General features: G+C 50.4%; 15 protein-coding genes. 8 read left to right on the top strand and 7 right to left on the bottom strand.

The annotated features are described in order from the left end of the window. The first annotated feature begins 40 nt into the window (after positions 1-40). The 3 genes from M1E16_RS13780 to M1E16_RS13770 all read left to right on the top strand — a co-directional run bounded on the left by M1E16_RS13780 (position 41) and on the right by M1E16_RS13770 (position 4113). The gene (locus M1E16_RS13780) at positions 41-994 is read left to right on the top strand and encodes a 3-oxoacyl-ACP synthase III family protein (protein ID WP_458127540.1); all 954 of its coding nucleotides are present in this window, start codon (positions 41-43) and stop codon (positions 992-994) included. Between the two features lie 61 nt (positions 995-1055). Continuing rightward, positions 1056-3236, top strand: coding sequence for a methylmalonyl-CoA mutase (scpA, locus tag M1E16_RS13775; RefSeq protein ID WP_458130271.1), 2181 nt, complete (start codon positions 1056-1058; stop codon positions 3234-3236). A gap of 73 nt (positions 3237-3309) precedes the next feature. Beyond that, positions 3310-4113 (top strand): aspartyl/asparaginyl beta-hydroxylase domain-containing protein, encoded by an 804-nt coding sequence (locus tag M1E16_RS13770; protein ID WP_458130270.1) that lies wholly within the window; start codon positions 3310-3312, stop codon positions 4111-4113. A 227-nt stretch (positions 4114-4340) separates the two neighbouring features. On the opposite strand, the gene M1E16_RS13765 is transcribed toward M1E16_RS13770, so the two are convergent. Further along, on the bottom strand, positions 4341-4706 hold the full coding sequence (locus M1E16_RS13765; RefSeq protein WP_458130269.1) for a histone-like nucleoid-structuring protein, MvaT/MvaU family: 366 nt from the start codon (positions 4704-4706) through the stop codon (positions 4341-4343). Between the two features lie 891 nt (positions 4707-5597). Here M1E16_RS13765 and M1E16_RS13760 point away from each other — a divergent pair. Beyond that, entirely contained in the window at positions 5598-6530 is a 933-nt protein-coding gene (locus M1E16_RS13760) for a hypothetical protein (protein ID WP_458130268.1), read from the top strand. A 127-nt stretch (positions 6531-6657) separates the two neighbouring features. Here the strand turns inward: M1E16_RS13760 and M1E16_RS13755 are convergent, their stop codons facing one another. From M1E16_RS13755 to M1E16_RS13730, 6 genes are all read right to left on the bottom strand, one after another. Continuing rightward, positions 6658-7305, bottom strand: coding sequence for an HAD family hydrolase (locus M1E16_RS13755; RefSeq protein ID WP_458130267.1), 648 nt, complete (start codon positions 7303-7305; stop codon positions 6658-6660). A 42-nt stretch (positions 7306-7347) separates the two neighbouring features. Continuing rightward, positions 7348-7806, bottom strand: coding sequence for a DUF6957 family protein (locus tag M1E16_RS13750; RefSeq protein ID WP_458130266.1), 459 nt, complete (start codon positions 7804-7806; stop codon positions 7348-7350). A 33-nt stretch (positions 7807-7839) separates the two neighbouring features. Then, entirely contained in the window at positions 7840-8166 is a 327-nt protein-coding gene (locus M1E16_RS13745; protein ID WP_458130265.1) for a hypothetical protein, read from the bottom strand. After that, complete coding sequence (locus M1E16_RS13740; RefSeq protein WP_458130264.1) at positions 8150-8506, bottom strand: hypothetical protein; 357 nt, start codon at positions 8504-8506, stop codon at positions 8150-8152. The genes M1E16_RS13745 and M1E16_RS13740 overlap by 17 nt, the downstream gene beginning before the upstream one ends. Positions 8507-8577: 71 nt before the next feature. Then, a complete protein-coding gene (locus tag M1E16_RS13735; protein WP_458130263.1) occupies positions 8578-9075 on the bottom strand; it encodes a hypothetical protein in 498 nt (165 codons plus the stop codon). 259 nt (positions 9076-9334) lie between these two features. Next, positions 9335-10066 (bottom strand): metallophosphoesterase, encoded by a 732-nt coding sequence (locus M1E16_RS13730; protein ID WP_458130262.1) that lies wholly within the window; start codon positions 10064-10066, stop codon positions 9335-9337. A 222-nt stretch (positions 10067-10288) separates the two neighbouring features. On the opposite strand from M1E16_RS13730, the gene M1E16_RS13725 reads away from it, so the two are divergent. The 4 genes from M1E16_RS13725 (at position 10289) to M1E16_RS13710 (ending at position 12804) form a co-directional block, all read left to right on the top strand. Beyond that, positions 10289-10744: a helix-turn-helix domain-containing protein gene (locus M1E16_RS13725; protein WP_458130261.1), complete on the top strand. Its 456-nt coding sequence runs from the start codon at positions 10289-10291 to the stop codon at positions 10742-10744. A gap of 117 nt (positions 10745-10861) precedes the next feature. Beyond that, positions 10862-11158 carry a hypothetical protein gene (locus M1E16_RS13720; protein WP_458130260.1) on the top strand — a complete coding sequence of 99 codons (297 nt, stop codon included), beginning with the start codon at positions 10862-10864 and terminating at the stop codon, positions 11156-11158. Between the two features lie 426 nt (positions 11159-11584). Continuing rightward, entirely contained in the window at positions 11585-11920 is a 336-nt protein-coding gene (locus M1E16_RS13715) for a hypothetical protein (RefSeq protein WP_458130259.1), read from the top strand. A gap of 56 nt (positions 11921-11976) precedes the next feature. Further along, complete coding sequence (locus M1E16_RS13710; RefSeq protein WP_458130258.1) at positions 11977-12804, top strand: DUF6216 family protein; 828 nt, start codon at positions 11977-11979, stop codon at positions 12802-12804. The last annotated feature ends 255 nt before the right edge of the window (positions 12805-13059 follow it).

The raw sequence follows: 13059 nt of genomic DNA, 5'->3' as shown, positions 1-13059 counted from the left end.
TCAGCTGTAAAGTCCTATGAGCATTCGAGGCGAAGCAATCATGAAATATAAGGGTCGAGGCGTAAAAATCACAAAATTCAGCTCATATTTGCCTTCACGCACAGTATCAAATATGGAGTTATCTAAAAAAAACAAACAACATCCAGAATGGGCGTTCGATAATCTCGGAATAAAGTCTCGCCACGTTAGCGCGCCTAATGAGTTAGCGTCCGATATGGCGGCGGCGTGTATAAAGAACATGTTCCAAAATAAGAGCGACACATTGCTATCAAGCGTGGATCTCTTAATTCTAGCAACTTCCTCACCAGACCAGCAAGCACCGTCAACTGCTACGATAACACTTAGCAAGCTTGAGGCTAACGGAATACCATCTTTTGATATCGCTGCAGTATGCTCAGGCTTTGTGGTCGGCCTGATAACCGGAGCTCAATATATTAAATCTGGAATGTATGATTGTGTACTGGTTGTCGGTGCAGATTGCTTCAGCAAGTCTACAGATTGGAACCGAAAAGACAGTGTGTTCTTTGGTGATGGAGCCGGAGCAGTTCTTCTGGAAGCGAGCTGGGATGAGGCATCTGTGTTCGAGTCAAGTATGTTATCAGACGTCACTGGTGTAGCGCATTTCGAAATACCTAAGAACTCAAGTTTTTTTGAAATGGACGGGAAACAAGTATTCAAGTCAGCGTCCTCTTTAGTACCCTCTGCAATTGAACGGGTACTAAAAAATGCCGGCCTGCACCCATCAGATATAGATATTGTGATCCCTCACCAACCATCAATAAAGCTGCTGCAATCGATCGCAATAAGTGCGGGGATACCTTTTAGTAAATTCCATACAAATATGGACTCCGTCGCAAACACAGTCTCTGGAACAGTTCCGATTGCTCTGTGTGACGCCACAGAAAAAGAAAAAATAAATAGTGGAGATACTGTGCTTTTTTTGTCAGCTGGAGCCGGGATGATTGCGGCAGCGGCGGTAATGACTTGGGCGTAGATTTGAAATGGCCTGAGACAGGATAAATAAATTTACTCATCGATAGCCGAAGGTAAACTTTATGAGCACTGACTTAAAGACTTGCAATGAAAATTTGGTTAACGAATGGTCAGCCGCTGCCAGAAAATACATTTCAGAGCACGCTTTATCCGGCGGGGAAAAGGAAAGGTATGATGGAATTAAAGTCAAGCCGCTATATACCCCACTGGATCTAAAGGGAATACCCTATTTAAAAACTCTTCCCGGATTTGCTCCCTTTTTGCGGGGCGTTATCCCAACTATGTATGCATCGAAGCCTTGGACGATCCGTCAGTATGCTGGCTTCTCAACAGCGATCGAATCTAATAATTTTTTTAAGGCTGCATTAAAAGGTGGCCAACAAGGGATCTCCGTAGCATTTGACCTGGCTACTCATCGTGGATATGACTCAGACAATCCACGAGTTGCTGGCGATGTGGGCAAAGCTGGAGTAGCGATTGATACTGTTGAGGACATGAAATTACTTTTTAACGGAATAGATCTCAAAAATATCTCTGTGTCGATGACTATGAATGGAGCAGTGCTACCAATACTCGCGTCGTTTATCGTAGCCGCTCAAGAACAAGGCTTATCCTTATATGATATCCGCGGAACTATTCAAAACGACATTCTAAAAGAGTTCTTGGTAAGAAATACGTATATTTACCCGCCAGAACCCTCTATGAGAGTTGTACGCGACATTTTGTCCTACACCTCGGCAAATATGCCAAAGTTTAATTCTATTTCCATTTCTGGTTACCATATGCACGAGGCAGGTGCATCGGTAGCAATGGAGTTAGCGTTTACCATTGCGGATGGCATCGAATATCTAGAGTTATGCAAGACCCAGAACATCGATATCGACCTTCTTGGAACTCGTATTTCTTTCTTCTTCGCAGCAGGTATGGACTTCTATCTGGAGGTGGCGAAATTAAGAGCAGCTCGCGTTTTGTGGTACGAAATCATGGGGGAATTCGGTGCGCGCACGGACAAATCTCGAGCAATGCGAGTCCATACGCAAACATCAGGCGTCTCGCTCACCGTCCAAGATCCTTTAAACAATATAATTCGTACTACAATCGAAGCGATGTCCGCCGTATTTGGTGGCACCCAGTCTCTGCACACCAACTCATTTGATGAAGCTATAGGACTGCCAACGGACGAATCTTCGCGAATTGCGCGCAACACACAACTTATCCTCCAAGAAGAAACAGGCATACCCGATGTGATAGATCCTTGGGCTGGCTCTTACTTAATGGAAAGTCTCACACAAGAGTTAATAGAAAAAGCAAAAGAAATAATTTCCGAGGTTAGAAATCATGGAGGCATGACCGCAGCAGTGGCCAGCGGCTGGGCAAGAACAGAGATCGATAAATGTGCGGCTCATAGGCAGGCCGATATCGATACGGGTAGAAAAACCCTTGTAGGCGTCAATAAATATCAAACAAACTCTGACAGTTCGACACCTTATCGTGAAGTATGCTCTAGATATGTGCTAGCAGCTCAAATTGACTCTCTTGCGCAGATAAAACTACGTCGCAATACGACTGCTGTCAACCAAGCCTTACTAAATTTGAGAGAAGCTGCTAAGGAGCCAGACGCTAACCTTCTTTCGCTGACTATCGATGCCATGCGTGCCCGTGCCACTGTTGGGGAGGTATCGGAAACTCTTGCATCTATATTTGGGCGTCATGAAGCCATCCCCAACTTAGCAGAAGGAGTTTACGCCTCATCTCACCCTCAAAATGCGGACTGGCAGAATATCAAACAGCAAGTTAGTTCTTTCCAATCACGGCATAATCGCCCCCCCCATGTTCTAATGACTAAACTGGGTCAGGATGGCCACGACCGTGGGATGAGAATGCTTTCGGCCGCTTTTAGCGATCTAGGCTTCCATATAACTGTAATGCCGTTATTCAAAACACCTGAAGAGGTTGCCCATTTTTCAAAACTTGAGAATGTAGATGCAATTGGCGTTTCTTCGCTCGCAGGCGGTCATAAACGTTTGATTCAAGATCTTTTCACAAACCTTAAGCTTATAGAAATGCACCCTATAGTATTTTTAGGGGGCATCATTCCTCACGCAGACCACGATGAATTGCTCAGCGCGGGAGTTAGCGGTATTTATACCCCAGGATCAACGGTGGCTGCGTGCGCTTCGGATATAATTCAAAAAATCCTGCACCGTTTCACGAAAGTTAAACTAAAGTCTCAATTCAATTAAATTCCCTTCCATTCCATTCCATTCCATTCCATTCCATTCCACCTATGAACATCCTTCTTTAAGGAGATTCAATATGACTACAGTTAAACCGTGCGTAATTCAGAACCTGATCGCATTCAAAAATCATCTTAAGCAATCTGCAAACGAGCTTAATATCGATCGCCCACTTGAATGGCTGGGCATGCTGATCTCTGGAAATCAACTACAATCAGTGCATTCCTATCAGCGTCCTCGGCATTATTTCCCTGGACTGTCTGACAACGCGTGGCACGATCCTACGACTGTTCCCTTTTGCGCGAAGCTCGAAGAAAACGCACAGAAAATCGCGGCTGAATACTTTGGGATAACCAACTCAGACCCTGAATCTCCATACGTTCAAAATGGAGTTGACTTCATCACCGGTACCGAATGGCGCGCAGCATTGCTAAAGAGCTGGGATTTTAAGTCTGATCAATGTCAAATCTACCCTAAAACGGCTGATCTTTTAAGTGATTCGGATTCTGCAGAAACGGCGATGTTCTCAGTTGTTAAAGCAGGCGGCAAGATTCTTCCCCACTGCGGCCCTTGGAATACGAGGCTAACTGTTCATTTGGGTTTATCCATTCCAACAGAGTGTCAGATTCGCGTGGGTGATGAAATAAGAACCTGGACACCTGGCTCAACGTTAGTATTCGATGATAGCTTTGAGCATGAGGTATGGAACAATAGCGATCAATCGAGGGTTATATTATTGGTCGATGTATGGCACCCCCAATTAAATGGCGAAGAGCGGATGATTCTTGAACCCATGCTTAAGCTATTAGATGAAGATCACAATGGCTACTATACATTAGAGCATGCTATAAGCTATGTTAATAAGTACCTAGCGTTGCGTTAGTGCAAGCCAAATGCCAACACATCATGCATCAGAACCTTTATTCGGCTGGCACGGCGACATGCGCAGATGTACTACGACCACTTTGGCTTACACGGGCTCGTTGTCGGCGCCCATCACTGAACAAGCTCGCGAACAAAGCGTACGCGATCCTCCAGAATCGGGCGTTTACTATTTCTCAATCATGAAATAAAAAGGCCCTTTCGGGCCCTCTTGTACGCCAAACAAAATCACTTGGTCAGCCAGGACTCAACGGTGTCAGCACCGTGCTCAGCCTTCCAATCCTTCAAGCCTTTGTGATTGCCACCTTTAGTTTCGATGATTTCGCCCGTGTGCGGGTTTTTATAGACCTTCACCTGACGAGCTTTCCGGGCGCGAGTGTTCAGCGCAGCACCTTGAGCGCGACGACCTGCATGTGGATCAAGCAGGTTGATCACATCCTTCAGGCTGTAGCCGTATTTCCCGAGCAAATCACGCAGCTTCGTTTCGAATTCGATTTCTTTCTTTAGGCCTGCATCACCCTTGAGCGCCTCAAGGGCCTGGAGTTGCTCGGCGAGGTGTTTTTCGAGTTGGCGAAATTCTGCGAGCTTGGACATGTTGATTCTCTAGGTGGTTAGTCGCCTAAAGATACACCAAAGCCCACAATTGGGTTAGGGGTCAGCGATACCGGTGAAATGAAACGTCGCTGTAGTTCGCTCTTTGAAAGCAAGCGTGCCTAGGTTCACTGCTTATTTCCTTCGTCCTTAGCCGAGAGCGGCGAATGGAGGTCAACGTCAACCTTACCGGCTCGGTAATTGGATTGTCCGGCCCCGTCTTGCTGACGACGTGTCGCTCCGAAGCAGTCATCAGGATATTTTGAACATCGTCTGTCGGGCCTGTGTGTGCCCCATCGTTGTTAACCAGTTTACTGATGTGTAAACCTGCGCAGTTAACACGTCAGAAAGTTAGTTAACATGTGGCGGGGCAGATGCCCAACGAGAAGCCAGGCTCTGGACGCTTTCGCGCTAAGGTGGTGTTTACAATCCCAGGTCGCGCGCGATCTAATTATCTACAACGACTCCTGTCGCCCCGGTCGACCTCAGAAGAAACCGCTGCAAGCAGCCGCTTTGGGCCCGATTGCTGCCTTTCGCTCCAAGCGGAGTGATGCCGTTCAGCCACTGAGTCGACCCTGACGGAACCGAAGCGCCATGTAACCGGTCAGCAGGAATCCATCACTGACCGCAGCCCTCCTGGCTCCAACCAGATCCCATCGAAAGCGCCTTGAGGATGGATAGTGCTTCCGGTTGAGCCCAGCACCTCCCTGCTTGCAGGCCCTTTCTCGATGAGTACAATGATGGCCTATCGCCGGATTCTCGGACGCTGGAGCTGCCCATGACATCAGGAGCGCAACGGTATCGACTGCCACGAAATCGGCGGCAAGACGACCACGTGGCTTGATGCTCGATAAGGGAACTGGATTTGATCCAACTTTGACATGAGGGAGTTGTATGGGCATCAAAATGGATCACGCCTTCGACCAGAACGGCGATCGATGGGACGCAGATACATACACGAAGGGCACGGGGGCCGAACCTTTGCAATGCAAATGCGGTACGCCAGTCGCTCACAACCCCCCGTATACCCGGGAGATGTATGACAAGCCTGTTTTCGTTCAGGGCTATTTTCGTCTCTATCCCAACGGTGCCCATGCCGCGAATTGTCGTTTTGGAGTGGACGAGGAGATCGAGGAAATTGCGAGCACCTCTGAAGAACTGATCGAGAGCATCCAGCACAATCGATACCGCATGCGGCTGGTCATGATCAAGGAAGCATTGGAGAAAGCCGGGCGTCCTTCCGGAGATGACGAGGGAACCCGTGCAAAAGCCGGTCGGACTTACACGCACAACCCCGGCCTGCTACCTGCCTACATCAACTCCGCCAAGCGCGCCCTGAAGCTTCGCGCGCTCTGTGACAACGACCAGGACATCGAACAGCATTTAGAACTGGTTTTTGAGGGCAATGTGACCGTCGCCTGGAATCAATTCTACTTCGAGCCGGAGCGCCACGCTGAGGCGTTTTACGCGGTGTCGCACAACGCCGTTCAACATCCCGTCGCGATCCAGGGTGCGGTCAGCAGCGTCAGGACTGAAATCAAAGGCGACAAGACCAAGAACGTCATCAATCTGCAGATGAACAAGTTCCGCGTAGATCCGGATGACTCGGAAAATGGCATTGGCCTAGAGGTGAGCATTTGGGCCCGGGATCCGACGTGGTTTAAAAGCATTGAGAAGGACGATGAGATCGTAGTCCTGGGCATGTGGAAGCACTCCACTACGGCACCCGAGAAAGCCCCCAGGGAGGGACGCTTCAAAACCCTCACCAAACGCAGATTGACGATGACATTAGTTCTGAAGGCTCAGGTTTCCAAAATCGACCAATGAGCGTTTTCACTGCACGCACCGCGCTGCCCCAGGCAAGATGCGCATCTATCTAGTGTCAGCCTTTGAGCCGGACGTTCACGAAGACGTTCAGCTCACGCAAGCATCAGCTTCAAGTCCTCGTGTAAGGTCATGTCCGCTCGATTATTCCGTGCTCGATCACAAACTGCGCGAATTGCGTGAGATCCTGAATCTGACCACGGCCCGTGCGATCTAGATGAAGGCCGGAGATACCCACTTTCCGTGGGCCATCCCTATCGCACCTCTGTGAATCCCCTATCATCACAACGCGCTCCGTTTTTAAGTCAAAGAAGTATCCAGGCACTACGCCCATTTGGTTGCAAATCGACCGGTAAATTGCAGGTTCGGGCTTCATGATTCCAAGTTCGAAACTAAACGCGTACCCGTCCATTTCTGGGAACAGGCGTCTGACGATAGGCCCGTACGGAGCGGCTAAATTTGAGCAAATACCGAGCTTAATCCCGGCGTTTTGCAAGCGTGATACCGCCTCAATGGCATCGGGATAAGCCTTTATTGACGAGAGTTCCTGCTCCAGTGCCCTGTTCAGTTCCTTCCGCTTCGAGGAAGAAAGTACGATGCCGAGCCGTGAGGCTAATTCAACGAACGATAGATTCGTCGTCATTGCCAAACCAGGCAAGCCAGGACTAATGGGGACGCCTTGTCTTCTGCCCTCGCGAAAAAGGACGACATACGGGCTCGTCCGGTCATTTATTCGGACAATGCTGCCGAACGCGTCAAACACCACTCCGGTGATCATTTTGCGACCTACCCTCATCTTGATTGGCGACCTCGTAGAGCGTCAAAACAGCCGGATCACGGCTGACAGCGACATAGACTTTCGGCGACCGTGACCAACCAACACGTAAAGCTTATTTTCCGTTTGGAAAAACATACCTCCGGTGAACTCAATCAGCGGAGTGGTGCGAAACCAGTGGCCCTTGGACGATGTCGCGCTGTCGAACAGCACTTGAAAGACCAGCAGCATCACTGGCTGCTTCCCGTCACTGGCGAGCTCTTCATTTATGAGATCGGGCGCCTCCAGGTCGAGCCAGACCCAGTCTCTTACGACACAAAAACTCTGACCTCGGAAACGCTCCCTAGTGACTCGAATCGCCTCCTCAGGCCCTATTTCAATCCCAGGCATTAGCACGCTTGGGCCAATCATTTGCTGTATGTCGAAGTCCTGCATGCATTGTTCCTTCGGTTCAATCCAAGCTTCATCCACGCCATCGCAAGATCCCGCGATCGGCACGTCCATCAACGGGTCTCACGCACTCGGATGATTGCGTCATCAATGCACATTGCTGGTATTTCCTGGGGTCGCGAGCACCAGCTTACTCTGGCCGGACAGCGGGTTACCGTCGAGATGTACTAGCAGGTACTGGCTACCTGAAAAAGTACGTGCAATGGAATGGCCATACTCTTCAGTAAGCGACACGATTTGAGACGTGCGAATCAGACGGCCGTCTTGAAATCGACCGCTAAGATCCATGTAGACGCGTCCTATCAAGCATGGAAACTCAACCTCTGGCATCCACAAGAAAGCACCGACAGGAGTTCTGAATTTCAACGCAGCGGCTGCCAACACCTGGAGTGGCCAATTAATTACCGTTGCCATCGAAAACCACTCCAGCATGGTGCTCGGTGACAAGCACATAGTTATCCGCACCATCCAAGGTTTGAAGCAACTTGAACGCTCCACGAGTCGCAACGTGTCTTACCGGCGGAGTAGCTACGGTCATCCCGTTGGATGAAGCACCGGACTGATCACAAAAGGCGATCGCAGCATAACGATTGCCGACGCGCGCCGCATCTAGCAGATATGCATCGATATAGACGCCCCAATCCATAGCCATCGCCTGGATGACCTCTGCCGGTAAGCGGCCGGTAACCGTCGACCCAGAGCCATATGGCCTGACAGGGGCAGCGTTTGATTTCAATGCGCATACGCTTTTCATATTTCAATTTCCAAAGACGCGTTGAATTCTTTGTACTAGTTAGGGCTCCAGTCACCACTGGCATGTCCGTGCTATCGAACCACGATACCATGGCCTGAAAGATCATTTACCAAGGTCTTGCGTCGAAGCATCCCCGGTATCTTGAACATACTTCTATATCCATAAAACAGACCTACCGGAATAAATAGAAGACCGACACCGGATGTCGCTGTTGCGATAATTAGCCCGGCAGGTATAGCTGCCAAATTGAACACAATTCCTTTTAGAATACTGGATCTGACAACAAGTTTCATATGATCAAGGTCATACTCAACCTTCCCATTATTTTTCTCGAAGGCCACAAGAACGATTGATTTTTTTGCCAGATGCTTGTAGTACCAGACTTTTTGACTATCAGTCGCGATAGCACCGTGCCTTTTCAAATAGTCAAGCATGACAACTTCTTTAAAGTGGAACGTATTGCCCTCGCCGTCTTCACACCGTACATCGGTATAAAGGGCATCAAGGTCGCCGCTCCCTTTGAGATTATAGTTCTTGACAGTAAGTGTCATTTTCTTGAGGTCGGTCATGCCTTTCCTTAAGTACAAGAAACGCGCCCTGTTCGACAGAGGCTCAAGGGCCTGGTGATATTGCACGAGCCCCACCAAGTTGGAGTTATTGGTTCAATCTGCGGGCACAGCAGGGTTGGGTAATCTATTAGAGCTTTTTGCTTGCCATATGCCATATGCCATATGCCATATGCCATATGCCATAAGGATATCCCGCAGTTTGCATGACCTACTTTGGAAGTCCGATTAATTCACAAGCACTCAAGCTACTCACCATTCCTCACATGATTTCAATTAATTTGCCCGAATCAAATCCGCAATCTTCACTTGGATAACCGCGCTGATTCGACAGCAGACGACACCCGCCCAGTACGGTGTCGATGGAGTGATGTGTGTGGCCGAACGCCCAATAGTCAGCCCGCTCCACCAAGGAGTGCCATCTGTTGTAATACGCTGCGCTGGCATGCCCATCGTGCTCATCCCCCGCCACTTCAACCAACGGGGCATGGTGGGTGACGACGAAAGTCTTCCCCGCAAACGGCCTGCTAAGCTCCTGGCTAAGAAACTCCAGAGTGGCCTGGTTCCTGGCAATGAGATCGGCCGGCCGCAAGCGCCGGTAATTTGAGTCGGCGCGAATCATACGGAAGTCGTTCATCTCCCGAGCGCACGTCATTGAGGCTGCGGTCACGTCGCCTGTACTCGCAAAGTCTGTCCAGCCGGTTGCAGCTAAAAATCTGACGTTGCCGAACGTCCTCGACTCGTTTTCAACCACATGGACGTGGGGAGCTGCGGCCGCCTTCATCTTCTCGATAGTTCTATCGATGTTGCCCTTGTAATGCTCATGGTTGCCGGCACAGTAGATCACTGGTGTTCTGAACGTCTCGTTTGCCCACAAAACGCCGCGCGCCTGGATATCGATGTCGCCTGCTAGCACGACCAAATCAGCTGGCACCGCTGGTGGGATGAACCGGCTGAATTCGTTATGCAGGTCGGAGTAGATGAGTACGTTCATTAGTCTCGAGTTTTGGCCTTGCTGCTGGGGTGTGGCTTACAGAGTAGAAATCCGATTTACCGCACATCCGAGCTGAAATTCGGCTTATGCGTATATTGGGAGTCCCTGCTTGGATGAGCGCGCGCCGGCGAGCAGCGCACACCATGTCAACTATCGTGACTATAGGCATTTGCGTATGACAAAGCAAATTCAGCATATCGTTCCGTTTCTACGGAAACGTTTATGTCGATCCGAACCGCTTACGCCTCTGCCCTGAAATTCCTACGCACACGACGAGAGACTTCTCAGCAGGCCTTGGGCCACGCTGCCGATCGCTCTTACGTCAGCCGGCTAGAAGCGGGTACACGCTCGGTGACGCTCGACGTCAGTCATTCCCTTGCCGAAGCCCTGGAAGTAGATCCTTTAACTCTCTTGCTACTGGCTTACGCTGCTGAGCGAGGTCAAACGCCACAACAGGTGCTTGAACACTTGGCGAGTGACCTCAGCGCGAATGGGTTGTTGACCAGTGAAATCCCTTCGCAACCGGCCGATGCTCCCCACCCGGTGGCTGCTGCGGCTAGAGAGCTAAATGTAGAGATCAAGGAGCTCATCGATCAGGGGCTGAGCCAGGCTGAGATTGCACGACTGCTCGGTGTGAGCAGGCAGGCCATTAGCAAGCATGTGAAGAAGATGGTGTAATTTGATTCAGAAAGCCGACCCTGGCCTGCACCTGGTGGATCGCAGCATCTGGGTAACGATCCTGGAGGGCTTCCAGGCATTGATCCTGATATTTGCTCGTGCTATTGGAGTCCAGTAGTGACTCACCAAGAGCGGCGACTCCTCGCAAAACTCGAAAAGGGGGAGTCTGGTATCACGCTGGACAAGCTCGACCTGCTGAGCAAGGCACTCGGCACGAGCCCTCTGACTCTGCTTGCGCTCACGCTGGCCATCCGTGAAAACGAGCCTCTTGAATCCATCCTGAGCCGGCTCACCGCCGAGCTTTCAGAGCATCAGCAAACCGGTTTGTTGGAAGTGCTCAAAGCGGAACTCAAGGATGGCGTAAGCCCGGCAAGCCAGTCGACGAAACCAGGCTGGATCAGGTGCGCCTGCTGAAGGTCGAGGCTTTGACACAGAAGCAGATCGCCGAAAAATTGGGGCTGCCCAAGCAGACAGTGCACGACTTGTGGCATCGAAAATCTGATGCATAGGGCGCTTGGTCATACAAACCAAGAGGGAATTTTCTAGAGTATGGATAGCAGAGTATGAGATGGAGCAGGTATCGGATTGGCTGGCAGGCAATTATCACAGCGGTAGTCTTTCTATTCGCGTTTCTCCAGGGTTTTTCGACGATCGTTGGGCCTTGGGCAGCATACTTCTTCGCCCCTAAGTCATCCGATGGTCTGAACCCAAAACTGCTGGGCATGTGGCATGAGAAATTCCAATACCCCGAACCCAATGGAGTCGCCAGCTTCGAAGGTACTATCGAGTACTTTCGCAACAAAACATACCGAATCAATGGTCTACTGAAGAGCACTGTCTTTGCTCCTTCATCATCTACCTCAAAAACCACAAGCTATAGATTCGATGGCAATGGAGAATGGAGAATGGCAAGCTACTGATGACGAATTGGAAATCCAACTGCTGGATGTACAGGTGCGAGTGGCCAACAAATCATTCACCAACATGAGCGTTGTCCGTGGCCCCTCACCCAGCGCTGAAGAATCCGAGATTGAGCGTGGTCTGCTGCTAGCCAAGTCTCAGCGCTATGACATTCGCAGCGCGGAAAAAGACGAAGTGGTGCTGGAAACAGGTGGTCTTCTCGCGGACAGCTTTGTCATCAAAATGAATCGTACCAAACAGATGTACATGAGGTAGCAGCATCCCACTGAGACTCCACCCTACCGTCCGTTGTTTTTGTTGGAAGCGCTCCATTGTCTGAACAGCTCGTCAAATCTCCGCTTGAGTGGATCGACGTAACCATCAAGCTACTTCCCTACATCGGCGCATTAGCGCTGATGGCCTATGTGATGCTGAGAACCAATGCGATGTTCTATGTGGTCTACCGATGGCATCAGCTGCTCGGGGCGACGAAGGACTTCAACAGCAAATTTGCGCAGCGTGTGTGGGCAGATCATGAAGACCTACAGCGCTTCAACCTGTGGTTCGGACTGCAACTCAAGACATCCAAGCACATGGCCAAGCTGCTTTCGTGGCTGCAGCAACATGAGTTAACTATCGAAGAGCTGTGCCGGGCACGTCGCTACTTCGATGCAAACGAGCTTGCCTTCAGAATTCCCTCAAAACTCCGGCGCAGAGCTGTGCGAACCATGATGCAGTGCACAGCAGGATTTCTGTTCTTTTGGGCTTACGTGTTCACGCAAACTCCGTACGCGCTGCTCACGGTCAAAAAGACACATACCACCTTCTGGGTTCAGCCAAACGAGGCCTTCAATGGCGCTGGCACTTGGTTGCCGTGGGACAGTGATGCTCAATGGACGGTAGACAATCATTACTGCCTCTTCTCAGATGGCCTGGATCCGTTCAAAGATGAGTGGGACAAAGAGGTTGTCTGCAGCTTGGTGCTGGGCACCTACAACCAAAAAATTGAAGACATCATCGGGGAGCAGTGGGCGATTGGGATGTTGGCGGGTGGTGCCGCAACCCTCTGTATCTTCTTTCTCGTGTTCATCATGGTTCGTGAGACCAACGCCACGGCTCTGGAGAAAAGGGTTGCCGAGTCGGCGGGGGGCGTTCGGTAGATCTGCGTCCGCCCGATCAGCTCGCCTTCACCGTCAGCTCTTTGGCAAGCGAGCTAGTTGCATTGCCTCACAAGCGGGGCGAGCCGAAGGTAAGTACGGTTCGGTGATGTGTGCATTCCAGGCTGGGTACGGTCACGAAACCGTCCAAGAAACCGGTCAACAGAACCACTGAATTTTCAATGCAAAGCTCAGTGAACAACGAACGCGCAGCAGAGCTCACGGGCCTGATTGGTTGAGAGGAGCGCTGCCTGGCAA

The sequence above is a fragment of the Pseudomonas sp. Z2-11 genome, from assembly GCF_054161305.1.
The sequence above is the reverse complement of the archived record's forward strand: the minus strand, read 5'-3'. Positions and strand labels throughout refer to the sequence as shown.

Coding starts and splice junctions, on each gene's coding strand:
- M1E16_RS13760 (WP_458130268.1), top strand. CDS start 5,598: ATGGGCATCAAAATGGATCACGCCTTCGACCAGAACGGCGATCGATGG.
- M1E16_RS13730 (WP_458130262.1), bottom strand. CDS start 10,066: ATGAACGTACTCATCTACTCCGACCTGCATAACGAATTCAGCCGGTTC.
- M1E16_RS13725 (WP_458130261.1), top strand. CDS start 10,289: ATGTCGATCCGAACCGCTTACGCCTCTGCCCTGAAATTCCTACGCACA.
- scpA (WP_458130271.1), top strand. CDS start 1,056: ATGAGCACTGACTTAAAGACTTGCAATGAAAATTTGGTTAACGAATGG.
- M1E16_RS13745 (WP_458130265.1), bottom strand. CDS start 8,166: ATGGCAACGGTAATTAATTGGCCACTCCAGGTGTTGGCAGCCGCTGCG.
- M1E16_RS13770 (WP_458130270.1), top strand. CDS start 3,310: ATGACTACAGTTAAACCGTGCGTAATTCAGAACCTGATCGCATTCAAA.
- M1E16_RS13740 (WP_458130264.1), bottom strand. CDS start 8,506: ATGAAAAGCGTATGCGCATTGAAATCAAACGCTGCCCCTGTCAGGCCA.
- M1E16_RS13780 (WP_458127540.1), top strand. CDS start 41: ATGAAATATAAGGGTCGAGGCGTAAAAATCACAAAATTCAGCTCATAT.
- M1E16_RS13735 (WP_458130263.1), bottom strand. CDS start 9,075: ATGACCGACCTCAAGAAAATGACACTTACTGTCAAGAACTATAATCTC.
- M1E16_RS13750 (WP_458130266.1), bottom strand. CDS start 7,806: ATGGACGTGCCGATCGCGGGATCTTGCGATGGCGTGGATGAAGCTTGG.
- M1E16_RS13765 (WP_458130269.1), bottom strand. CDS start 4,706: ATGTCCAAGCTCGCAGAATTTCGCCAACTCGAAAAACACCTCGCCGAG.
- M1E16_RS13755 (WP_458130267.1), bottom strand. CDS start 7,305: ATGATCACCGGAGTGGTGTTTGACGCGTTCGGCAGCATTGTCCGAATA.